The 23088-nt window shown below is 70.9% G+C and carries 17 protein-coding genes and 1 tRNA gene; 8 read left to right on the plus strand and 10 right to left on the minus strand.

The window, feature by feature from the left end:
- Positions 1-30: 30 nt before the first annotated feature.
- Positions 31-372, plus strand: a complete 342-nt coding sequence (locus tag D9753_RS17610) for a DUF6344 domain-containing protein (RefSeq protein WP_121787873.1) — start codon at positions 31-33, stop codon at positions 370-372.
- Positions 373-556: 184 nt separating this feature from the next.
- Positions 557-1363, plus strand: a complete 807-nt coding sequence (locus D9753_RS17615; RefSeq protein ID WP_240468204.1) for a glycosyltransferase family 2 protein — start codon at positions 557-559, stop codon at positions 1361-1363.
- Here D9753_RS17615 and D9753_RS17620 read toward each other — a convergent pair.
- Positions 1353-1568, minus strand: coding sequence for a ferredoxin (locus D9753_RS17620; protein WP_121787874.1), 216 nt, complete (start codon positions 1566-1568; stop codon positions 1353-1355). The two genes, D9753_RS17615 and D9753_RS17620, sit on opposite strands and share 11 nt — an antisense overlap.
- A gap of 516 nt (positions 1569-2084) precedes the next feature.
- Between D9753_RS17620 and D9753_RS17625 the strand changes: the two genes are divergently transcribed.
- The gene (locus D9753_RS17625) at positions 2085-6392 is read left to right on the plus strand and encodes an nSTAND1 domain-containing NTPase (protein WP_121787875.1); all 4308 of its coding nucleotides are present in this window, start codon (positions 2085-2087) and stop codon (positions 6390-6392) included.
- Between the two features lie 215 nt (positions 6393-6607).
- On the opposite strand, the gene D9753_RS17630 is transcribed toward D9753_RS17625, so the two are convergent.
- The 9 genes from D9753_RS17630 to dnaA form a co-directional block, all read right to left on the minus strand.
- A tRNA-Ile gene (locus D9753_RS17630) sits at positions 6608-6681 on the minus strand.
- Positions 6682-6792: 111 nt separating this feature from the next.
- Positions 6793-7530 (minus strand): DUF3566 domain-containing protein, encoded by a 738-nt coding sequence (locus D9753_RS17635; RefSeq protein ID WP_121787876.1) that lies wholly within the window; start codon positions 7528-7530, stop codon positions 6793-6795.
- Positions 7531-7548: 18 nt separating this feature from the next.
- The gene (gene gyrA, locus D9753_RS17640) at positions 7549-10143 is read right to left on the minus strand and encodes a DNA gyrase subunit A (RefSeq protein ID WP_121787877.1); all 2595 of its coding nucleotides are present in this window, start codon (positions 10141-10143) and stop codon (positions 7549-7551) included.
- A gap of 42 nt (positions 10144-10185) precedes the next feature.
- Positions 10186-12282 (minus strand): DNA topoisomerase (ATP-hydrolyzing) subunit B, encoded by a 2097-nt coding sequence (gyrB, locus tag D9753_RS17645; RefSeq protein ID WP_121787878.1) that lies wholly within the window; start codon positions 12280-12282, stop codon positions 10186-10188.
- Positions 12283-12931: 649 nt separating this feature from the next.
- A complete protein-coding gene (locus tag D9753_RS17650; RefSeq protein WP_240468205.1) occupies positions 12932-13522 on the minus strand; it encodes a DUF721 domain-containing protein in 591 nt (196 codons plus the stop codon).
- Positions 13519-14640: a DNA replication/repair protein RecF gene (gene recF / locus D9753_RS17655; RefSeq protein ID WP_121787879.1), complete on the minus strand. Its 1122-nt coding sequence runs from the start codon at positions 14638-14640 to the stop codon at positions 13519-13521. The genes D9753_RS17650 and recF overlap by 4 nt, the downstream gene beginning before the upstream one ends.
- Positions 14641-14674: 34 nt before the next feature.
- Positions 14675-15550, minus strand: coding sequence for a phosphogluconate dehydrogenase (NAD(+)-dependent, decarboxylating) (gene gnd, locus D9753_RS17660; RefSeq protein ID WP_121787880.1), 876 nt, complete (start codon positions 15548-15550; stop codon positions 14675-14677).
- A gap of 178 nt (positions 15551-15728) precedes the next feature.
- Positions 15729-16859, minus strand: coding sequence for a DNA polymerase III subunit beta (dnaN, locus tag D9753_RS17665; RefSeq protein WP_121787881.1), 1131 nt, complete (start codon positions 16857-16859; stop codon positions 15729-15731).
- A gap of 1146 nt (positions 16860-18005) precedes the next feature.
- Positions 18006-19931, minus strand: coding sequence for a chromosomal replication initiator protein DnaA (gene dnaA / locus D9753_RS17675; protein ID WP_121787883.1), 1926 nt, complete (start codon positions 19929-19931; stop codon positions 18006-18008).
- Positions 19932-20310: 379 nt separating this feature from the next.
- Here dnaA and rpmH point away from each other — a divergent pair, with 379 nt between their 5' ends.
- The 5 genes from rpmH to D9753_RS17700 are packed head-to-tail and all read left to right on the plus strand — an operon-like array spanning position 20311 to position 23020.
- The gene (rpmH, locus tag D9753_RS17680) at positions 20311-20448 is read left to right on the plus strand and encodes a 50S ribosomal protein L34 (RefSeq protein ID WP_005482975.1); all 138 of its coding nucleotides are present in this window, start codon (positions 20311-20313) and stop codon (positions 20446-20448) included.
- A 20-nt stretch (positions 20449-20468) separates the two neighbouring features.
- Positions 20469-20840, plus strand: coding sequence for a ribonuclease P protein component (rnpA, locus tag D9753_RS17685; protein ID WP_121787884.1), 372 nt, complete (start codon positions 20469-20471; stop codon positions 20838-20840).
- Positions 20837-21208 (plus strand): membrane protein insertion efficiency factor YidD, encoded by a 372-nt coding sequence (yidD, locus tag D9753_RS17690; RefSeq protein WP_121787885.1) that lies wholly within the window; start codon positions 20837-20839, stop codon positions 21206-21208. Before rnpA ends, yidD begins: the two co-directional genes overlap by 4 nt.
- Before the next feature lie 3 nt (positions 21209-21211).
- Positions 21212-22492 (plus strand): membrane protein insertase YidC, encoded by a 1281-nt coding sequence (gene yidC, locus D9753_RS17695; RefSeq protein WP_121787886.1) that lies wholly within the window; start codon positions 21212-21214, stop codon positions 22490-22492.
- Between the two features lie 15 nt (positions 22493-22507).
- Complete coding sequence (locus tag D9753_RS17700; protein ID WP_121787887.1) at positions 22508-23020, plus strand: Jag family protein; 513 nt, start codon at positions 22508-22510, stop codon at positions 23018-23020.
- Positions 23021-23088: the final 68 nt, after the last annotated feature.

Consider the following 23088-nt stretch of genomic DNA (forward strand, 5'->3'; position numbering starts at 1 on the left):
GCAAATCGCCCAACCCGAAAGTGAGGGGCCATGACCCAGAACAAGGTCATGAAGCTGTGGACCGCCATCGTCACCGCCTTCCTCGCGCTGTGCACGGCGCTCGGACTCGCCACCGCGGGCACCGCGACCGCCGCCGCGGCCGGACCCCGGGCCGAGAGCCCCCGCACCGGCACCGCGCAGCAGTCGGCACCGATGATCCCGGCGACCAGTCACTGGGCCTGGTCCCACGGCAGGGCCCTGCCCCCCACGATGAAGCAGCGGATCCGGGCCGAGGCCCACGGAAAGGCCCCGCGCTGCCGGCACCGCCCCCGCACCGAGGCGCAGAACGGGACGACGGACACCGATGACGCCGCGGAGTCCCTCGACTGCTGATCCGTTCCTGCCGCAGTACCGCAACGTCTCGACACCACGGCGACTTGCGTACGCACCAGTCGACACGGAAGACCCCCGGCCGGGATCGGTCGGGGGTCTCGCGCTGTTCCGGCCCCCGCGTCGCGGGCGCGCCCGGCCCGTACGTCATGCTTGTCACGACACCGACCCGCGGCCCCGGAAGGTGGTGAGTGCCGCCGTGACCCGGCGCGTCACCGTTGTCACCGCTGTCCACGGCCCGTCCGCCCGTTTCCTGCCGGACGCCTACGCCTCCCTGTGCGGTCAGCGGCTCCCGGACGGCTGGGAGTGGCAGTGGGTCGTCCAGGAGGACGGCTTCACGGACGAGGTCCGCCCGCACGTCCCGGAGGGCGACCCACGCGTGGCCTTCCGTCAGGGACGCCCCGGCGGGCCCGGAGTCGCGCGGACGATCGCGCTGGCGCGCGCCGAGGGCCCGTACGTCAAGGTCCTGGACGCCGACGACCGGCTCACACCGGGCGCGCTCGCCCGCGACCTGGCCGTGCTGGAGGCGGACCCGGCCATCGGATGGACCACGTCCCGCGTCCTGGACCTGCTGCCCGACGGCTCCACGGCCGGCTTCCCCGGCGACCCGGACGACGGGCCGCTCGAACGCGGTACCGTCCTCGACCACTGGAGCCGCAACGACTTCCGCGCACCGGTCCACCCCGCGACCCTCTGCGTCCGGCGGGAGCTGCTGACCGCCCTGGGCGGCTGGATGGCGCTGCCGGCCTCCGAGGACACCGGCCTGCTGCTGGCGCTGAGCGCGGTGAGCCGCGGCTGGTTCTCGGCGGAGACCGGCCTGCTGTACCGCAAGTGGGAGGGGCAGGTCACGGGTCAGGCGCCGCACGGTGATCCCGTCGAGCGCGCCGCCCGTGCGGCGGTCGCGGAGGCCCGGGCCCGAGACCTGGCCGGCCTGGGCTGGAGCTACCCGCCCGCCGCGCCGACGCCGTCCCCCTCCGCCCCGGCTACGACGTGACGTCCTGCTCCGTGCAGACGATCGCCTGCGAGGGACACCTCTCGGCCGCCTCCCGGATCGCCTCCCGGCTCCGGGGGTCCGCGGCGGCCTGAGCGCCACCGGGCCGTACGACGCCGTAGCCGTCCTCGAACGCGAACACGGCCGGCGCCCGGTGCGCGCACTCGGCCGAGCCGTAGCACAGGGAGCGGTCGACGAAGACCTTCATACGTCCTCCAGCCGTCAGCGGTGACTCGGTGGCATCCGGTCCCGTCCCTGCCCGGCGGAGCACCCGCCGAACCGCCCCCGCACGCATCGGTGTCCGGCCGCGGCACGTCCGCGCGCCCTGCCCGTCCGGCACCGGTCCCTCCCCTCGTGGGGACCGGTACCGGACGGTGCGGGGCTGTCGGCCCGCGCCACGACGGCGTACCGGCGCGGGTCGAAAAGGGAACCGGTTGCGGAGCGCCGGCGGGCTCTGTCACCCGCCGGTGTCGTCGCCGTTCCCTGTCTGTGTCGGAAGTTGACCGATAACGTTCGGCGCCATGGGCCGCCTTCTCCGGATACGGGGCCGGTGGCCTGTCCGAACGGTGTGTGACGGATCCGATACCGGGTTCGGATCCTGCCATCTGTTACCGCTTCCGAGGAGGTTCCGGTCTCCACTCCAGCCCTTCTCCCCAGGTCAGGCGTATAAGGTGAGTTTTCCGGTCCGGACGTCCTGGGGTGGGGGGAAGTAAGGGGTGGGACCTTGAGTTCCGACTCAGGGGCACGCACAGCCTTCGCCGAACGCCTCGCGCTGCTGTACAGGGAGGCCGGCAACCCTCCCCTCAAGAGCGTCGCCGAGGCTGTCGTACGGCTCCGGCGGGTCGACGAGCGCGGCCGTCCCGTACGGGTGTCCGCGCAGCGGATCAGTGACTGGCGCCGGGCCAGGAACGTACCGGCTCAGTTCGCCGCCCTCGCGGCGGTCCTCCAGATCCTGATCCCGGAGGCCCGGCGCCTGCGTCCCACACCGGTCTCCACCGGCCTGTACGACCTCGCGCACTGGCAGCGGCTGTGGGAGCGCGCGCTCGCCGGCCCGGTCGGTGACGGTACCGCGCCCGAGGCGCAGAAGAACCGGCGGCCACCGGCCCAGGTCCCGCCCGTCACCGGAGTCGTCTGCCCGTACCGGGGACTGGCCCCCTACCGGCAGGAGGACGCCCGGTGGTTCTTCGGCCGGGAGCGCAGCACGCGGGCACTCGTGGACCAGTTGCGCGCCGCCGAGCAGGCGGGCGGGCTGGTGATGCTGGTCGGCGCCTCCGGGGCCGGTAAATCGTCCCTGCTGAACGCCGGCCTGGTGCCCGCGGTCCGCGCCGGCGCCCTCGCGACGCGCGCCGGCGGGACACGCGCCGACGGGACGCGGGTGGCCGACAGTGCCGTCACCGCGTCCGGGACCGCTTCCCGGGGCGCGGCCGGGACCGCGTCCGGGACCGCGTCCACCAGCGTTTCCCGGACCGCTTCCGCCACCACGTCCGGGGCCGCCTCCAGGACCGCCTCCGGGGCCGCCTCCAGGACCGTTTCCGCCACGGTGTCCGGGAAGCCCTCTCCAGCCGCCCCCGCGCCCCCCACCGCCCCCACCGCGTCCGGCACCGGACCGCCCGCCACGGACACCGAACCGTCGGGCCCCGTCCTCCAGTTCGTCCCGGGCGCCGACCCGTTGGCGGAGCTGGTCCGCCGGGTCCCGGACCTCGCCCGCGTCGCCGCCGACGCGCGCCGGGCCGAGCAGGAGGCGACGGAGAACCCGGCGGCCCCCGGCTCCGACGCCCCGCACCTCACCCGGGCGGTCCGCGAGGCGGTCACCGCCTGGGCGCACCGGGAGACCCCCGGGGACACCCGGCCGGTCGTCATCGTGGACCAGTTCGAGGAGGCGTTCACCCTCTGCCCCGACGAGGCGGACCGGCGCACCTTCATCCAGCTCCTGCACGCGGCCTGCACCCCGGGTACCGGCTCCGACGGGCCGGCGCCCGTCCTCGTCGTCCTCGGCATCCGCGCCGACTTCTACGAGCAGTGCCTCGGCTACCCGGAACTCGCCGACGCCCTCCAGCACCGCCACATGGTGCTCAGCCCCCTGACCAGCGCCGAGCTGCGCGACGCGGTGACCGGTCCGGCCAGGGCCGTGGGCCTGGAGCTGGAGTCCGGGCTCGCCGAGCTGATCGTCCGCGAGGTGAGCGCCGACGGCCCGCGCGGGGCGCACGACGCGGGCGTGCTGCCCCTGCTCTCGCACGCCCTGCTGGCCACCTGGCAGCGCCGCAAGGCCGGACGGCTGACGCTGGCCGGCTACCGCGCGGCGGGCGGCATCCAGGGCGCGGTGGCGGCGACCGCCGAGCGCGCCTGGTCCGGCCTGGACCCCGCCGCCCGTATCGCCGCCCGGCTGCTCCTGCTGCGCCTGGTCCGCCTCGGCGAGGACACCCAGGCCACCCGCCGGCGCGGCACTCGGCGGCAACTGGCGGAGGAGTCCGCGGACCCCGGCAAGACGGAGGAGTCCCTCGAGGCCCTTGTCCAGGCCCGGTTGGTGACGCTGGACGCGGACACCGTGGAGATCACCCACGAGGCGCTGCTGCACGCCTGGCCCCGGCTGCGGCACTGGATCGACGAGGGCCGCGGCGACCACCTGGTGCGCCAGCGGCTGGAGGAGGACGGCCGGGCCTGGGAGAGCACGGGCCGGGACAGCTCACTGCTGTACCGGGGGACCCGGCTGGAGAAGACCCGCAACTGGGCCCGGGCGACGGGGGACACGAGTCTGACCCGCAGCGCGGTGGAGTTCCTGGCCGCGTCGGTACGGCTGCACCGGCGCACGGTGTGGCTGAGCCGGGCCGCGGTGGCGGCGCTGGTGGTGCTGGCCGTGCTGGCGGCCGGTTCGGCGGTGATCGCCTGGAAGCAGCGCGACGACGCCGTGTTCGAGCAGGTGCTCGCCGAGGCCGACCGGGTCCAGCACACGGACCCGTCCCTGGCCGCCCAGCTCGACCTCGTCGCCCACCATCTGCGCCCCGGCGACGAGGGCACGTACAGCCGCCTGATCTCGATCGTGAACGCACCCCTCGCCACCCCGCTGACCGGCCACACCGGCGCCGTCTACCTCACCTCCTTCAGCCCCGACGGCCACACCCTGGCCACCGCCAGCTACGACCGCACGGTCCGGCTGTGGAACGTCACCGACCCGCATCGCCCGGCCCCGCTCGGCAAACCCCTCACCGGGCATACCAGCTGGGTGAGCAGCGCGGTCTTCAGCCCGGACGGGCACACCCTGGCCAGCGCCGGCGACGACGGCACGATCCGGCTGTGGGACGTCACCGACCCCGCCCACCCCGTACCGCTCGGCACGCCGCTCACCGGCCACGAGGGCACCATCTACCTGGTCGCCTTCAGCCCGGACGGGCACACGCTCGCCTCGGCCGGCGAGGACCGCACCGTACGGCTGTGGAACCTGGCCGATCCGCACCGGCCCACCCCGCTGGCCACGTTGCGCGGCCACAGCGCCGCGGTCCGCTGTGTGACGTTCAGCCCGGACGGGCGGACGCTCGCGACGGGCGGCGACGACGACACGGTGCGGCTGTGGGACGTGTCCACCGCGCGCCGGCCACGGCCGGTCGGGGCGCTGCGGGGACACACGGGCCTGGTGCACACGGTGGCCTTCAGCCCCGACGGCGACACCCTGGCCAGTGGCAGCGCGGACGACACGGTCCGGCTGTGGAACGTGTCCGACCCGGGCCGTGCGGCGGCGGCCGGCCCGCCGCTGTCCGGCCACACCGGGCCGATCTGGTCCGTCGCGTTCAGCCCCGACGGCGGCCGGCTGGCCGCCGCGAGCGCGGACAGCACGGCGAGCCTGTGGAACGTCAGCGATCCGACGTCCCCGTCCCAGGTCGGCGAGCCGCTCGCGGGCAGCAGCGGCGAGATGTACGCCCTGGGGTTCAGCCCCGACGGACGGACCCTGGCCACCGGCAGCGGGGACGGCAAGGTGCGCCTGTGGTCGGTCCCCACCTCCGACATGATCGGCCGGAGCGGGGCGTTCCGCCCGGACGGCCGGGTCCTGGCCACGGCCGCCCGGGACGGCCGGCTGCGGCTGTGGAACGTGGCGCGGCCCGGTCGGCCCGTCCCGCTCGGCGAGCCGTTCATGCGGGCCGACGGCGGCCAGCGTTCCCCCGTGTTCTCCCCCGACGGCCGCACCCTCGCCGTCCTCACCGGCGACGAGTCGGTGTACCTGTGGAAGGTCACCGACCCCGCCCACCCGGTCCCCGCCGGCCCGCCGCTGCGCCTGCGGTCCCGCTTCATGGGCCCCGACGCGCTCGCCTACAGCCCGGACGGGCACACCCTGGCCACCGCCTACGACGACCGCACGATCCGGCTGTGGAACGTCACCGACCCGGCGCGCGCGGTGCCCCTCGGCAAGCCGCTCACCGGCCACCGGGGTTTCATCAACACCCTGGTCTTCGCGCCCGACGGCCACACCCTGGCCAGCGGCAGCGCCGACAGCACGATCCGGCTGTGGAACGTCACCGACCCCGGCCGGCCCGTACCGCTCGGCACCCCGCTCACCGAACACTCCGGGCCCGTCAACGCCCTCGCCTACAGCCCGGACGGCCACACCCTGGCCAGCGGCAGCGACGACGACACCGTGCGCCTGTGGAACGTCACCGACCCGGCCGCGGCCAGCGCGCGGGGCGCCCGCCTCACCGGCCACACCGAGGCGGTCACGTCCCTCACCTTCGGCCCGGACGGCCACACCCTGGCCAGCGGCGGCAACGACAACACGGTCCGCCTGTGGAACGTCTCCGACCCCGCCTCGGCGACCCCCGTCGGCCAGTCGATGAGCCCCAACGCCAAGACGGGCAACTTCCTGTCCTTCAGCCCCGCGACCCGGGTCCTCGGCGTCTCCAGCGGCACCGACACGATCCGCCTGTGGAGCCTGGACGCCGACGCGGCGATCCGGCACATCTGCTCGGTCACCCGCAACGTACTGACCGAACACAAATGGCACGAATACCTGCCGCGCCTCTCCTACGACCCCCCGTGTGGTCGATGATCGGCCAACGTACGGGGATTCTCCCGGACTTGCCCCACGGAACCGACAACCTTGTTACCCTTGGCCATAGCCCGATCGCTGGTGCATCCCCCGTCGCCAGCGGTCGGGCGTTCGCGTCCCGGCACCCACCGGACCGGCCGGCCCACCCCACCGGCCATCACCGGGCACACAAACCGAAGACCCCCAACCGTGATCGGCTGGGGGTCTCCGTGCTGTGGGGCTAACAGGATTTGAACCTGTGGCCTCATCCTTATCAGGGATGCGCTCTAACCAACTGAGCTATAGCCCCGCCGCGCTCTGCGGTGTATGTCCCGCGCGCTGACTCCTGAAGATTAGCGCACGACCGCGTCAGTCCCAAAATCGGTTGCCGGGGGCTGTCGGGCCGGGTGGCCGCGGGCCGTTACTCGTCCTCCGCCAGGGTCAGCTCGATGCCGCCCACGAAGCCCGCGGACAGGTTGTAGATGAACGCGCCGAGCGTCGCGAGCGCGGTGGCCAGGACCACGTCGATGACCGCGATGACCATCGTGAACATCAGGACGTGGGGGAGGGACAGGAACGCCTGGAGGTCGAAGCCGTTCGCCTCGTTGGAGCCGGTCGCCTCCGAGATCGTGCCGCCGACCGTCGAGAACACGCCCATCGCGTCCATGACCATCCACAGCACCGCCGAGGCGACCACCGTGCAGATGCCGAGCGCGATGGAGAGCAGGAAGCTGACCTTCATCACCGACCACGGGTCGGCCTTGGCCACCCGCAGCCGCGCCTTGCGGGTGCGCGGTGTCGTGCGTACACCGGTGCGCGGCTTGCGCGTCGCACCGGTGGGGGCCTGCGCCGGGTAGGCCTGCGGCGGGTGGTACGGCCCGCCGGCCTGCTCCGGACGCCGCTCGCCGGGAAGCGGCGAAGCCGGTTGCGCCTCGCCGGCCCGGGCCGGGCCTCGGGTGTCCGTCACGGTTCCCCCCTGGGGCTCCTGCTGGGATTCCTTCGTGCCGGACGCCTCCGGCGCGGAAGCCTTCACCGGCTTCAGGTTCGTCGTGTGCGGGTCGTCGGCGTTATTCGCCGGCGCGGCGGAGCCACGGCCGCCGCCGTCCGTTTCCGTACCCGTGGAGGTACCGGCCGATCCGGCGCCCGTGGCTCCGCTCACGATGACTCTCTCCTCGTGCTACTCGGCCGAGGGCGCCTCGCCCTCGTCCGTGCCGGTCGTCGCGGCACCTTCGTCGGTCTCGTCCACGGCCACGTCGCCGTCGACTTCCTCCGCCTCGCGTCCCGCCTCGGCGTTACGTGCGACACCGACCACGGCATCGCGCTTGCCCAGGTTGATCAGTTGGACGCCCATGGTGTCACGGCCCGTCTCCCTGATCTCGTTGACTCGCGTACGAATCACACCACCGGAGAGGGTGATGGCGAGGATCTCGTCGTTCTCCTCGACAATCAGCGCGCCGACGAGCGACCCACGGTCCTCCACGATCTTGGCGGCCTTGATGCCGAGGCCGCCACGGCCCTGGACGCGGTACTCGTCGACGGCGGTCCGCTTCGCGTACCCACCGTCGGTGGCAGTGAACACGAACGTACCGGGTCGCACCACATTCATCGAGAGGAGCTCGTCGCCCTCCCGGAAGCTCATCCCCTTGACGCCGGAGGTGGCGCGGCCCATCGGGCGCAGGGACTCGTCCGAGGCGGTGAACCTGATCGACTGCGCCTTCCTGCTGACCAGCAGGAGATCGTCGTCGGCCGAGACGAGTTCGGCACCGATCAGTTCGTCGTCGGTACCGTTCTCGCGCTCCCGCAGGTTGATCGCGATGACACCACCGGAACGCGGCGAGTCGTAGTCCTTCAGCGACGTCTTCTTCACCAGTCCGGACTTGGTCGCCAGCACCAGGTACGGCGCCGCCTCGTAGTCACGGATGGCGAGGATCTCGGCGATCGCCTCATCCGGCTGGAAGGCGAGCAGGTTCGCCACGTGCTGTCCGCGCGCGTCCCGGCCGGCCTCCGGCAGCTCGTACGCCTTCGCCCGGTACACCCGGCCCTTGTTGGTGAAGAACAGCAGCCAGTGGTGGGTGGTGGAGACGAAGAAGTGGTCGACGATGTCGTCCTCCTTCAGCTTCGTCCCGCGCACGCCCTTGCCGCCGCGCTTCTGCGCCCGGTAGTCCTCCGTCTTCGTCCGCTTGACGTAACCGCCGCGCGAGACGGTGACGACGATGTCCTCCTCGGCGATCAGGTCCTCGATGGACATGTCGCCCTCGTACGGGATCAGCTTGGTCTGCCGGTCGTCGCCGTACTTCTCGACGATCGCGGCCAGCTCCTGGCTGACGATCCCGCGCTGGCGGACCGGGGAGGCGAGGATCTCGTTGTACTCGGTGATCTTCGCCTGGAGTTCGTCGTGCTCCTGGACGATCTTCTGGCGCTCCAGGGCGGCCAGCCGGCGCAGCTGCATCTCGAGGATGGCGTTGGCCTGGATCTCGTCGATCTCCAGGAGGCCCATCAGGCCGGTGCGCGCGACGTCGACGGTGTCGCTGCGCCGGATCAGCGCGATGACCTCGTCGATGGCGTCCAGGGCCTTCAGCAGACCGCGCAGGATGTGCGCCCGCTCCTCGGCCTTGCGCAGCCGGAACCGGGTCCTGCGGACGATGACCTCGATCTGGTGCGTCACCCAGTGGCGGATGAACGCGTCCAGGGACAGCGTGCGCGGCACGCCGTCGACCAGCGCCAGCATGTTGGCGCCGAAGTTGGTCTGGAGGTCGGTGTGCTTGTACAGGTTGTTCAGCACGACCTTGGCGACCGCGTCCCGCTTCAGGACGATCACCAGGCGCTGGCCGGTACGGGACGACGTCTCGTCGCGGACGTCGGCGATGCCGCCGATCTTGCCATCCTTGACCAGGTCGGCGATCTTCTGTGCGAGGTTGTCCGGGTTGGTCTGGTACGGCAGCTCCGTGACCACCAGGCACTGGCGGCCCTGGATCTCCTCGACCTCGACCACCGCGCGCATGGTGATGGAGCCGCGCCCGGTGCGGTACGCCTCCTCGATGCCCTTGCGGCCGACGACGAGCGCGCCGGTCGGGAAGTCCGGGCCCTTGATGCGCTCCATGAGCGCGTCCAGCAGCTCCTCGTGGGACGCCTCGGGGTTCTCCAGGTACCACTGGGCGCCGGCCGCGACCTCGCGCAGGTTGTGCGGCGGGATGTTGGTCGCCATGCCGACCGCGATACCGGCCGAGCCGTTGATCAGCAGGTTCGGGAAGCGGGCCGGCAGGACGGTCGGCTCCTTGGAGCGGCCGTCGTAGTTGTCCGTGAAGTCGACGGTCTCCTCGTCGATGTCGCGGACCATCTCCATCGACAGCGGCGCCAGCTTGCACTCGGTGTACCGCATCGCCGCCGCCGGGTCGTTGCCCGGGGAGCCGAAGTTGCCGTTGGAGTCCACCAGCGGCATCCGCATCGACCACGACTGGGCGAGGCGCACCAGGGCGTCGTAGATCGAGGAGTCGCCGTGCGGGTGGTAGTTGCCCATGACATCGCCGACGACGCGGGCGCACTTGTAGAAGCCGCGCTCGGGACGGTAGCCACCGTCGTACATCGCGTACAGCACGCGGCGGTGGACGGGCTTGAGGCCGTCGCGGACGTCGGGCAGCGCGCGGGACACGATGACGGACATCGCGTAGTCGAGGTACGAACGCTGCATCTCCGTCTCGAGCCCGACGGGCTCGACACGCATCGCGACTTCGCCGCCCTCTTCAGGGGTGACGGGAGTGTTCTCGTCGGCCATTGCTGGTGAAGATCCTTCCTGGTGCGGTCAGCTGAGACCGACTCAGATGTCGAGGAAGCGGACGTCCTTGGCGTTGCGCTGGATGAACGCGCGGCGGGCCTCGACGTCCTCGCCCATGAGGACCGAGAACAGGTCGTCGGCCTGGGCGGCGTCGTCGAGGGTGACCTGGCCGAGGACCCGGTGCTCCTGGTCCATGGTGGTCACGCGCAGCTCTTCGGCGTTCATCTCGCCGAGACCCTTGAAGCGCTGGATCGAGTCCTCGCGGATGCGCTTGCCGCGCTGCCGGCCCATCTCGATCAGCGCGTCGCGCTCGCGGTCGGAGTAGGCGTACTCGATGTCGTCCCGGCCCCACTTGATCTTGTACAGCGGGGGACGGGAGAGGTACACGTGCCCGGCCTCGACCAGCGGCCGCATGAAGCGGAAGAGGAAGGTGAGCAGCAGGGTGCTGATGTGCTGGCCGTCGACGTCGGCGTCCGCCATCAGGATGATCTTGTGATAGCGGAGCTTCTCGATGTCGAAGTCCTCGTGCACACCCGTGCCGAAGGCCGAGATCAGCGCCTGGATCTCCTGGTTCTGGAGGATCTTGTCGATCCTGGCCTTCTCGACGTTCAGGATCTTGCCGCGGATCGGGAGGATCGCCTGGTACTGCGGGTTGCGGCCGGACTTGGCCGAGCCGCCGGCGGAGTCACCCTCGACGATGAAGATCTCGCACTTGGTCGGGTCGTTGGACTGGCAGTCCGACAGCTTGCCCGGCAGGGACGCCGACTCCAGCAGGCCCTTGCGGCGGGTCAGGTCGCGGGCCTTGCGGGCCGCCACGCGCGCGGTGGCCGCCTGGATGCCCTTGCGGACGATGTCCGCGGCCTCGACCGGGTTGCGGTCCAGCCAGTCGTTGAGGTGCTCGTAGACCGCCCTCTGCACGAAGGTCTTGGCCTCCGTGTTGCCCAGCTTGGTCTTCGTCTGTCCCTCGAACTGCGGCTCGCTCAGCTTGACCGAGATGATCGCGGTCAGACCCTCACGGATGTCGTCACCGGTGAGGTTGTCGTCCTTCTCGCGCAGCAGCTTCTTGTCCCGCGCGTACTTGTTGATCAGCGAGGTCAGCGCGGCCCGGAAACCCTCTTCGTGGGTACCGCCCTCGTGGGTGTGGATGATGTTCGCGAAGGAGTACACACCCTCGCTGTAACCGCTGTTCCACTGCATGGCGACCTCGAGGGACAGGCTCTTGTCCCTGTCCTCGGCCTCCAGGTCGATGATCGTGGGGTGGACCGCCTCCCCCTTGCGGGAGTTGAGGTACTTCACGAAGTCGACGATGCCGCCCTCGTAGTGGTACGTGACGGTCTTGACCTCGGCCTTCTCGTCCGCACCGGCCTCGTCCGCACCGGTGACGGCCTTCGCCGACTCGCGTTCGTCGGTGAGCCGGATCGTCAGGCCCTTGTTGAGGAACGCCATCTCCTGGAAACGCCGGGACAGCGTCTCGAAGGAGTACTCGGTCGTCTCGAAGATGTCCGCGTCCGCCCAGAAGGTGACCGAGGTGCCGGTCTCCTGCGTCGCCTCGTGCTGGACGAGCGGGGCCGTCGGGACGCCCATCTTGTAATCCTGCGTCCAACGGTGGCCGTCGGTCCTGACCTCGACGGAGACCTTGGACGACAGGGCGTTCACCACGGAGACACCGACGCCGTGCAGACCACCGGAGACCGCGTAGCCACCGCCGCCGAACTTGCCGCCCGCGTGCAGCACGGTCAGCACGACCTCTAGGGCCGGCTTGCCCTCGGAGGGCACGATGCCCACCGGGATGCCGCGGCCGTTGTCGACTACGCGCACACCGCCGTCGGCGAGGACGGTCACGTCGATGGTGTCCGCGTAACCGGCCAGCGCCTCGTCGACGGAGTTGTCGACGACCTCGTACACCAGGTGGTGCAGACCGCGCTCGCCCGTGGAGCCGATGTACATGCCGGGCCGCTTGCGGACCGCGTCCAGCCCTTCGAGCACGGTGATGGCGCTGGCGTCGTAGGAGGCGGTGGCGGTGGCCTCGCCGCTCGCGGGGGCCTGAGGGGCCTCGCGGCTCACGCCGGCGTCGGTGGACGGGATGTTCTCGTTGGGGTTGCCGGAATCGGCCACGAAGCGCCCTTTCTGGCACAGCACGAGCCGGGCTCGTCGGCGGGGTTGCCGGAGCGGCTGCGGCATGTTGCGTTGGTAAGCCTTGATCAGCGTTGCTCAGCTTTTCCCGGGCGGTCCCCACGTGGGGGCGGGATTGTCTTCCAGTCTACCGGTAGCGCTGACATCGATGGGGGTTTGCCGGTACCTGAGTCCCCATGTGCCGCCCTCAACCGGTCTCCGCCGGGTCCCGATATACGGATGGGGGCTCCAGGGGGCTCACGGCGGCACTCAGCGCCTTGAGCCGTCAACCCTTGGCTACTCCCGGGTCAGATGGCGATCCACACCTGTGCACGAGGGTGATCCGGGCCTGTGCGCGGGGATACGACGGTGCCGCCCGTCCGCCTCGTACGTGAGGTACGTCACCTCGGCGTCATCCGGGCTTCAGGGGCCCTTCTCCGGGGTCTCGGCGCATCCACAGGGGGCGGATTCCGGTGTCCGGACCGTGCCCTGGGCGGCCCTCCCGGCTGCGCCGCGACGGTCCCGTACCGGTGCCTGCCCGCGCCCGCGGAGCCCCGCCCGGCCGGGTGGCACCCGTATCCACAGAAGGGCTGCGCCCGGCACGGGTGGCACCCGTGTCCGCAGAAGAGCCCGTGCCGGCCTCTCGTCCGTGCCCCTGCGCGTCCCCGTCGCCGGCTCAGCCGTAGGTGTCGCCGGGGCCCGTGCTGCCCGGCGCCCGCAGGGGACCGTAGCGGCGGGGGGGACCGCCCGGACCCTGCACCTTGATCAGCCGCACCGCGCCCTGCCCGAGATCCTTGTTGAGCCGGGCCACCAGCTCCGGCGCGAGCAGCCGGAGCTGGGTCGCCCAGGCCGTCGAGTCGCACTGCACCGTCAGCACCCGCTCGTCCTCGTCGTACCGCTGCGGCACACAGTGCTTGGCCAGGTCCTCGCCGACGATCTCCGGCCAGCGGCCCATCACCCCGCCCACCGCGGCGGGCGTCTCCCAGCCCCGCTCGGTGATCAGCCGGTTGATCGCCGCGCCGAGCGCCAGCGGATCACGGCCGTCGGCACGCGCACCGGAGCGCAGTCCGCCGCCCCGCCGGGCCTGCTTCTTCTGCCGTGCCGCGTCCCCACGCGCGCGTGCCTGCTCCTTCGCCGCGCGCAACGCCACGCGCGCGAGGTCGACACCGGAGGGTTCCGTCCTCCCCGGGTCCTTCCCCGGGGCCTTCCCCAGGCTCCTGCCCGGGTCCTTCCCCGGGTTCTTCGGTGCGGGTCCGTCGGGGCTCATACGCGCTCCACCGTCCCGTCGGCCACCGTGTACCGCGCGCCGGCCAGCACGTGCGGCACGTCGTCGTCCACGGCGGCGGTGACCAGCACCTGCTCACCGGGCGCGACCAGCTCCGCCAGCCGTTCCCGGCGGCGGGCGTCCAGCTCGGCGAAGACGTCGTCCAGGATCAGCACCGGTTCGTTGCCCTCGGCGCGCAGCAGGTCGTACGAGGCCAGCCGCAGCGCCAGGGCGTACGACCAGGACTCGCCGTGCGAGGCGTACCCCTTCGCCGGTAGCTGCCCCAGCTTGAGCAGCAGGTCGTCCCGGTGCGGGCCCACCAGTGTGACGCCCCGCTCGATCTCCTGTTTGCGCGCCTCCGTGAGGGCCGCTGTCAGCCGGGCGTACAGCTCCTCGCGCCCGTGCGCCTCGCCGGGCGCCGACGGCTTGTACTCCAGGGCGACCGGGCCACCGCCCGGAGCCAGTTGCTCGTACGCCTTGTCGGCCAGCGGTTGCAGCGCGGCGACGAGATCCATCCGCTGGGCGAGCAGCTCCGCGCCCACGCGCGCGAGGTGCTGGTCCCACACGTCGAGGGTGGACAGGTCCATGGACCGCCCGCCGTGCCGGCGCGCGAGCGCCGCCGACTTCAGCAGGGTGTTCCGCTGCTTGAGCACCCGCTCGTAGTCGGAGCGCACGCCCGCCATCCGCGGGGACCGCGCGGTGATCAGCTCGTCGAGGAACCGCCGCCGCTCCCCGGGGTCCCCCTTGACCAGCGCCAGATCCTCCGGCGCGAACAGCACGGTGCGTACGATGCCCAGCACGTCCCGCGGCCTGACCTGCGAAGACCGGTTGACGCGGGCGCGGTTGGCCCGGCCGGGGTTCAGCTCGAGCTCGATCAGCTGCTGCCGCTCGCCCTGCCGGACCTGCGCCCGGACGACCGCCCGCTCGGCGCCCATGCGGACCAGGGGCGCGTCGGAGGACACCCGGTGGCTGCCGAGCGTGGCCAGGTACCCGACCGCCTCCACCAGGTTGGTCTTGCCCTGCCCGTTGGGGCCGACGAAGGCGGTGACGCCCGGGTCGAGCGGGACCTCGGCCCGGGCGTACGAACGGAAGTCGGCCAGCGAAAGATGCGTGACGTGCATGGTCGTTCCGCCGACCTCCCTGCTCCTGTGGCGGCTACTTCTTCTCTACGGCGTGGCCGCCGAACTGGTTGCGCAGCGCGGCGATCATCTTCATCTGCGGCGAGTCGTCCTGCCGGGAGGCGAACCGCGCGAACAGCGAGGCGGTGATCGCGGGCAGCGGCACCGCGTTGTCGATCGCGGCCTCCACCGTCCAGCGTCCCTCACCGGAGTCCTGTGCGTAACCGCGCAGGCCTTCCAGGTGCTCGTCGTCGTCCAGGGCGTTCACCGCGAGGTCCAGCAGCCAGGAACGGATGACCGTGCCCTCCTGCCAGGAGCGGAAGACCTCGCGGACGTTCTCCACGGAGTCGACCTTCTCCAGCAGCTCCCAGCCCTCGGCGTAGGCCTGCATCATCGCGTACTCGATGCCGTTGTGGACCATCTTCGCGAAGTGGCCCGCGCCGACCTTGCCGGCGTGCACCGCGCCGAAGTCACCCTCCGGCTTGAGCGCGTCGAAGACCGGCTGCACCTTGGCGACGTCCTCGGCGTCGCCGCCGTACATCAGCGCGTACCCGTTCTCCAGGCCCCAGACGCCACCGGAGACGCCGCAGTCGACGAAGCCTATGCCCTTCGCGGCCAGCTCCCCGGCGTGCTTCTCGTCGTCCGTCCAACGGGAGTTGCCGCCGTCCACGACCACGTCACCGGGTTCCAGCAGCTCGGCGAGCTGGTCGATGGTCGACTGCGTGGGCTCACCGGCCGGGACCATCACCCAGACGACGCGCGGGCCGCTGAGCTTGCCCACAAGCTCTTCCAGGCTGTGGACATCCGCGAGGTCGGCGTTGCGGTCGTATCCGAGGACGGTGTGGCCCGCGCGGCGGATCCGCTCGCGCATGTTGCCGCCCATCTTGCCGAGGCCGACGAGACCGAGCTCCATCAGTTGTGTTCCTTAGGTCGCTGTGTGGCGTGACAGGCACCGGAGTGCCGAGCCGAGCCTAAACCCGCCCGGTCACGCACAGCTGTGGGCATACGTGCTCATCCGTAGCCCTTCACCTGCGGATTTCCTCCACAGGCCGGGACGGTTCTCCACCGGCCTGTGGACGACCGCCGGCCGCTCAGCCGCTGAGCCGCACCGGCATGATCAGGTACTTGTACGCGTCGTCGGCCTCCGCGTCCACCGAGGGCTTCCCGCTGAGCAGCGCCGGCTTCGTGGACGTCGTGAAGGACAACTGGGCAACCGGGGAGTCGATCGCGCTGAGGCCGTCCAGCAGGAACGTCGGGTTGAAGGCGATCGAGATGTCGTCACCCTCCAGGTGGGCGTCGACCCTTTCCACAGCCTGTGCGTCGTCGCTGGACCCGGCCTCGAGGATCAGCACGCCCTGCTCGAAGCTCAGCCGCACCGGGGTGTTCCGCTCGGCGACCAGCGCCACGCGCTTGACGGCCTCCACGAAGGGCGCGGTCTCGATCACGGCGACGGTGTTGAACTCGGTCGGGAACAGCGTCCGGTACTTCGGCAGGTCGCCCTCGAGCAGCCGCGTGGTCGTACGCCGGCCCGCGCCCTCGAAACCGATCAGGCCCTCACCGGCACCGGAGCCGGAGAGCGCCAGCGTGACGTTGTCACCGGCACCGAGCGACTTGGCGGTGTCCAGCAGCGTCTTGGCGGGGACCAGGGCGACCGCGGAGGCGTCCGGGTTCTCCGGCTTCCACAGGAACTCGCGGACCGCGAAGCGGTAGCGGTCGGTGGAGGCCAGGGTGACCGTGTCGCCCTCGATCTCGATGCGGACACCGGTGAGCACCGGGAGCGTGTCGTCACGCCCGGCGGCGATGGCCACCTGGGACACGGCGGCGGCGAAGACCTCACCGGGGACGGTGCCGGTCGCGTTCGGCATCTGCGGCAGCGCCGGGTACTCCTCCACCGGCAGGGTGTGGAGGGTGAACCGCGAGGAGCCGCAGACCACGGTCGCCCGTACACCGTCTGTGGAGATCTCCACCGGCCGGTTGGGGAGGGCCCGGGAGATGTCGGCCAGCAGGCGGCCGGAGACGAGGACGGTGCCCTCCTCCTCGACCTCCGCGTCGACGTTCACCCGGGCGGAGACCTCGTAGTCGAAACCCGACAGGCTCAGCTTGCCGTCCTCGGCCTTCAGCAGAAGGCCGGCGAGGACAGGCGCCGGCGGACGGGCCGGGAGGCTGCGTGCCGCCCAGGCCACTGCCTCCGCGAGTACGTCGCGTTCCACCCGGATCTTCACCGTAAGCCGCCTCCTGCTGTTGCTACTGAGTCCTCCGACTCGGTGTCGCCGCCCACTGCGACGGGCGGAGCACCGGGGACCAGTCTGACGCACGGCACTGACAGTAGGTGCCCGTCGGGGTCAAGTCGGTCCGGGGGGCAGCCGGGCTCGAGACGGCGAGTTGTGCACAGGCCCCGCTTCGAAGCGGTTTCCCAGCTATCTCTAGTCGGGAGTAGTAGTAGGGCCTGTGGATACCGTGGATAACTACGTTTTCCCAGTTCAGCCCGCGAATTTTATCCACCGGGCCTGTGGGTGGAGCCGGTGGACAACCTGGCCCGTCTGTGGAGAACAAAAAGTTCTGCACACAGCGCCCACAGGGTGAGGGCAGTTCTCCCCAGTTGTGTCCCCAGGAATACCCGGGTTTCCCACACCCCAATCCGGCAGCATCGTGTGACGCCTTTCACTCGACGTGGTGACCGGGGTCATCGGGTTGCCGAACAGTGGACAGCCATGTGGAGAAGCGGCCGATCGCTGGGGACAACCGCCCCCAGCCTGTGGGTTGCCCGTGGACAACTTCGTCCACAGGTTGACGGCCCTCAAGTTGTCCACAGGCTGTGGAGATCGTTCATCCACGAATCCACAGGCCTCTGAGCTGGGCGGAGGCCGTAGGGCCAGCCTGCCTGTGGACACAGTTCGGGACAACTCCGCGGTCCCCAGGGTGTGGACGGAAGAAAGTCACCGAATCTGTGGAGAGTGGCCGTAACCCGGCAAGTATTCGAACACCGGATGACAAGGGAGGAACGGCCCACCGGGGTGGGCGGGGCGCCCCGGAAGGCCGGAACACCGACGAACGGCCCCGGCGAGCGACCACCCACGCCGCCGGAAGCGGGCCTCTGCGAGCGAACGGAGGGGACGGAGGGCGGAGAGAGCCGAGCGGGCCTGCCGGGCGCCGGGCGGTCCCCCGCCGGGACGGTTCCCGCCCTGTCGATTCGGCCACAGGCACGGCTCCCGCCCCGTCGGCACGGCTCCCGGGGACGGCGCCGGACGTCCGGGGACTGCGGAGGGCACCCGGGTACGGCGAAGGGCGCCCCGGGATGTGTTCCGGGGCGCCCTCCGTGCCGGTCGGCGTACGGCCCGCCTGCTGGCCTGCCAGGCTGCCGGGCTGCCTCAGCCGTTCTTGATGCGGTTCGTCAGCTCGGTGACCTGGTTGTAGATCGAGCGCCGCTCGGCCATCAGCGCGCGGATCTTGCGGTCGGCGTGCATGACGGTCGTGTGGTCACGGCCGCCGAACTGCGCACCGATCTTCGGCAGCGACAGGTCCGTCAGCTCGCGGCACAGGTACATGGCGATCTGCCGGGCCGTGACGAGCTGGCGGCCCCGCGAGCTGCCGCACAGGTCCTCGACCGTGAGCCCGAAGTAGTCCGCGGTCGCCGCCATGATGGCCGGCGCGGTGATCTCCGGCGTCGAGTCCTCGCCGCCGGGAATCAGGTCCTTCAGGACGATCTCGGTCAGGCCCAGGTCCACCGGCTGCCGGTTGAGCGAGGCGAACGCCGTCACCCGGATCAGCGCGCCCTCCAGCTCACGGATGTTCCGCGAGATCCGGGAGGCGATGAACTCCAGCACCTCCGGCGGCGCGTTCAGTTGCTCCTGCACCGCCTTCTTGCGCAGGATCGCGATCCGCGTCTCCAGCTCGGGCGGCTGGACGTCGGTGATCAGACCCCACTCGAAACGGTTCCGCAGCCGGTCCTCCAGCGTCACCAGTTGCTTGGGCGGCCGGTCGCTCGACAGCACGATCTGCTTGTTGGCGTTGTGGAGCGTGTTGAACGTGTGGAAGAACTCCTCCTGCGTCGACTCCTTGTCCGCCAGGAACTGGATGTCGTCGACGAGCAGGATGTCCATCTCGCGGTACCGCTTGCGGAAGCTGTCGCCCTTGCCGTCGCGGATCGAGTTGATGAACTCGTTGGTGAACTCCTCCGAGCTCACATATCGCACACGCGTGCCCGGGTAGAGGCTGCGTGCGTAGTGCCCGATCGCGTGCAGCAGATGCGTCTTGCCGAGCCCCGACTCCCCGTAGATGAACAGGGGGTTGTAGGCCTTCGCCGGCGCCTCGGCGACCGCGACCGCCGCCGCGTGCGCGAACCGGTTCGACGCGCCGATGACGAACGTGTCGAACAGGTATTTGGGGTTCAGTCGCGCGGTCGGCTCGCCGGGTCCGTTCGTCTTCGCCGACTGCCCGGCGGGCGGTCCGGGGACACCAGGCCCGGACATGTCCGGGCGGCCGTGGCCGCCGCGGTGCGCCGACGGGTCGGGCAGCTCGCGGCGGACCGGGTCGCGCTGGTCGTACTCGGTCCGGGAGGAGTCGTAGTCCGGGCGGGACGGCTCGTAGGGCGCACGCGGGGCGTCGTAGTCGCCGCGCTGCCGCTCGTACGACGGCCGGTCCCTGCCCTGCGGCCGGTAGTCCTGCGACGGCGAACCGTACGAGTCCCCCCCGGAGCCGTAGCCGTCCTGGGACGACGGCGACGCGTACGGGTCGCGCTCGGGGAAGCCGAGCCGCGGCTGCTGCCAGCCGTAGTCGTCCTGCGGGGGACGCGGCCAGGCGCCGGGCTCGGGGCGCTGGTACTCCGACGGGTAGGCCGGGCGGGCGGTCGGGAGCTGGTCCGGCCGGCTCTGCGGGGACTGTTCGCCACGCGGCTCGGTACCCGGGATCTGGTCGGGGCCGCGGTGGCGGCCGTAGCCCTCGTACGGTCCCGAGGGCAGCTCCGGCTCCTCGTAGCGCGACGCGGGGGCCTGCTGCGGGGTGGGCGCCGGCGGTTCGCCCGCCGAGTCGTCGACGGTGATCGCGATCCGGATGGGCCGGCCGCACTCGCGGCTCAGGGTCTCACTGACGACCGGCGCGAGCCGGCCCTCCAGTACGCCCTTCGCGAATTCGTTCGGTACGGCGAGCAACGCGGTGTCGGCGACCAGCGCCAGCGGCTGGCAGCGTCGGATCCAGTGCTCGTCCTTGGCCTCCACACCCTGACCGCGGCCCTCCCCGAGGAGCTGCTCCAGTACGCGTGGCCACACTGCGGCAAGATCGGCAGGTACGTCAGCCACAGGGCACGCTCTCTCACAGGTCCCACGAACGTGTGGTCCGGGGGGACGGGTCGGGATCTGAATCGGGTGGTGAGTGGGACAAGGGAACGAATCGGAGTCCAAGTCCGGCCACGGTAGTCAGCGCGGCGGGTAGGGTTCAAGTTGTTGTCCCCAGCCTGTGGACAGTGTCTCTCGGCAACCGCCGGTTTGACCGGACGGCCCAGCCGCGCGTACCGTAACCAGGTCGAGTTGTCGATGGCTGCTGCCGCCTGCCTCCGATGGGCACAGATCACTTGGGTGATCGGGAAGCGGTGCACTCGGGCGTGAAGCGAGCTACTCGTGGGCGCACGGTGACAGCCAGGACGGCACCCCGCCACTACCTTTCTTCTGGAGCCCCCGAGTGAGCAAGCGCACCTTCCAGCCGAACAACCGTCGCCGCGCGAAGACCCACGGCTTCCGCCTGCGGATGCGTACCCGTGCCGGCCGCGCGATCCTGGCGAACCGCCGCAGCAAGGGTCGCGCCAGCCTGTCCGCCTGATCCGATCAGGTCATGACATCGTGCTGCCCACCGACAACCGGCTGAGGCGGCGCGAGGACTTCGCGACCGCGGTGCGACGAGGGCGCCGGGCCGGCCGCCCGACACTCGTCGTCCACCTTCGTAGCGGTGCCACGGACCCGCACGCGCCTGGGGAGAGCGCTCCCCCGACGCGTGCGGGTTTCGTCGTGAGCAAGGCCGTGGGTGGTGCGGTCGTGCGCAACAAAGTGAAGCGCAGACTGCGCCATCTGATGCGTGACCGAGTCGCCTTGTTCCCCCCCGGTAGCCTGGTAGTCGTACGAGCGCTGCCCGGATCGGGCGACGCAGACCACGCACAGCTGGCCCGAGACCTGGACGCCGCCCTACAGCGGCTGCTGGGAGGGGGCGCGCGATGAAGTACCCGCTGCTGGCTCTGATCAAGCTGTACCAGTGGACGATCAGTCCGCTGCTGGGGCCGGTGTGCAAGTACTACCCGTCGTGCTCCCACTACGGCTACACGGCCATCGACCGGCACGGCGCGGTCAAGGGAACGGCACTCACCGCCTGGCGCATCCTCCGGTGCAATCCGTGGTCGCTCGGCGGTGTGGACCATGTCCCTCCGCGTAAGCACCCGCGGTGGCACGAAAGGCTGCGCAACGCCTGGCGCGCACGCAGGGGCGGGCCCTCCGCCGCCCCGGCCATCGAAGCGAAGCCCGAGAAGCCTGCTTCCGAGCTTCCCCCGAGCCCGGCCGCAGAGACCTCGTCCCATGCCCAAGGAGCATGATTAGTGGACACGATTGCCAGCCTCTTCAGCTTCATCACGACACCCGTCTCATGGGTCATCGTCCAGTTCCACACGGTGTACGGCGCCATCTTCGGCCCGAACACGGGGTGGGCCTGGGGCCTGTCCATCGTGTCCCTCGTGATCCTGATCCGCATCTGCCTGATCCCGCTCTTCGTGAAGCAGATCAAGTCGACGCGCGCGATGCAGACGCTCCAGCCGGAGATGAAGAAGATCCAGGAGCGCTACAAGAACGACCGGCAGCGCCAGTCCGAAGAGATGATGAAGCTGTACAAGGAGACGGGCACCAACCCGCTCTCCTCGTGCCTTCCCATCCTGGCGCAGTCCCCGTTCTTCTTCGCCCTGTACCACGTGCTCAGCGGCATCGCCTCGGGCAAGAAGATCGGCGTCATCGACGAGCAGCTGCTCGCCAGCGCCCGACAGGCGCACATCTTCGGCGCCCCGCTCGCCGCGAAGTTCATGGACAGCGCGGCCACGGTCGAGGCCCTGGGCGCCACGCTGACCGACGTCCGGGTCGTGACCGCGGTCATGATCGTGATGATGTCGTTCTCGCAGTTCTACACGCAGCGTCAGCTGATGACGAAGAACGTCGACACCACGGTGAAGACGCCGTTCATGCAGCAGCAGAAGATGCTGATGTACGTCTTCCCGGTCATGTTCGCCGTCTTCGGCATCAACTTCCCGGTCGGTGTCCTCGTCTACTGGCTGACCACCAACGTGTGGACCATGGGCCAGCAGATGTACGTCATCCGCAACAACCCGACGCCGGGCTCCAAGGCGCAGGCCGCCTACCTGGAGCGTCTGACCAAGCACGTCACCCAGCACGGCAAGATCCGCCGGCGCGGTGAGAAGGCCATCGTCAAGGCGATCGTCACCAAGGGCCGCGACCGCAACGAGTTCGAGCGCAAGTTCATCAACGCGCTGAACAAGGCCGGTCTCGCCGCTCAGGCCGACGGCACCGTGGTGCGCAGCTCGGCCCAGGCCGCGGCGCAGACCGAGGACGGCGTGACCACCACCACGGCCGTGACCGACACCGCGGCCCGGCGCCAGCAGCCCAAGCGGCAGAGCAAGTCCCAGCGGCAGTCCGGCGGGCCCAGGCAGCCGGGCGACGACTCGCCGTCGCTGGAGAAGGCCGACGAGCCGCGTGACGTCAAGCCCGCAGCGGCCAAGCAGCCCCAGAAGCCCGGCTCCGCCACCCGCAGCAAGGCCCAGTCCGGCCAGCGCAAGGGTGGCCCGCAGCGGCCCAAGTCCCCGTCCAAGAAGTAAGAAGGAGCCCATCCCGTGACGGAAGGCACCACCTCCGCCGCTGCCGAGGGTGCAGACACCCTCACCCGCCTGGAGCAGGAGGGTGAGATCGCGGCGGACTACCTCGAGGGTCTGCTGGACATCGCTGACCTCGACGGCGACATCGACATGGACGTCGAGGCCGACCGCGCCGCCGTTTCGATCATCAGCGACGCCGACAGCCGCGACCTGGAGAAGCTGGTCGGCCGGGACGGCGAGGTGCTGGAGGCGCTTCAGGAGCTGACGCGCCTGGCGGTGCACCGGGAGACCGGTGACCGCAGCCGGCTGATGCTGGACATCGCGGGGTACCGGGCCCGGAAGCGGGCCGAGCTGTCCGAGCTGGGCGCGAAGGCCGCCGCCGAGGTGAAGAGCAGCGGCGAGCCCGTGAAGCTCGCGCCGATGAGCCCGTTCGAGCGCAAGGTCGTGCATGACGCGGTCAAGGCCGCAGGACTGCGCAGCGAGTCCGAGGGCGAGGAACCGCAGCGGTTCGTCGTCGTCCTGCCCGCCTGATCGGACCCTCGCGTTTCACCGGCCCCGTCTGTTGAGCAGGCGGGGCCGAATATTTGTCAGCCTGGTGG

Origin of the sequence: Streptomyces dangxiongensis (genome assembly GCF_003675325.1) — a bacterium.
Taxonomy (GTDB): domain Bacteria; phylum Actinomycetota; class Actinomycetes; order Streptomycetales; family Streptomycetaceae; genus Streptomyces; species Streptomyces dangxiongensis.

Excerpts from the sequence above, each read along its gene's own strand:
- D9753_RS17610 (WP_121787873.1), top strand. The coding sequence starts at position 31 with ATGACCCAGAACAAGGTCATGAAGCTGTGGACCGCCATCGTCACCGCC.
- D9753_RS17620 (WP_121787874.1), bottom strand. The coding sequence starts at position 1,568 with ATGAAGGTCTTCGTCGACCGCTCCCTGTGCTACGGCTCGGCCGAGTGC.
- gyrA (WP_121787877.1), bottom strand. The coding sequence starts at position 10,143 with ATGGCCGACGAGAACACTCCCGTCACCCCTGAAGAGGGCGGCGAAGTC.
- D9753_RS17650 (WP_240468205.1), bottom strand. The coding sequence starts at position 13,522 with ATGAGCCCCGACGGACCCGCACCGAAGAACCCGGGGAAGGACCCGGGC.
- recF (WP_121787879.1), bottom strand. The coding sequence starts at position 14,640 with ATGCACGTCACGCATCTTTCGCTGGCCGACTTCCGTTCGTACGCCCGG.
- gnd (WP_121787880.1), bottom strand. The coding sequence starts at position 15,550 with ATGGAGCTCGGTCTCGTCGGCCTCGGCAAGATGGGCGGCAACATGCGC.
- yidD (WP_121787885.1), top strand. The coding sequence starts at position 20,837 with ATGAAGTACCCGCTGCTGGCTCTGATCAAGCTGTACCAGTGGACGATC.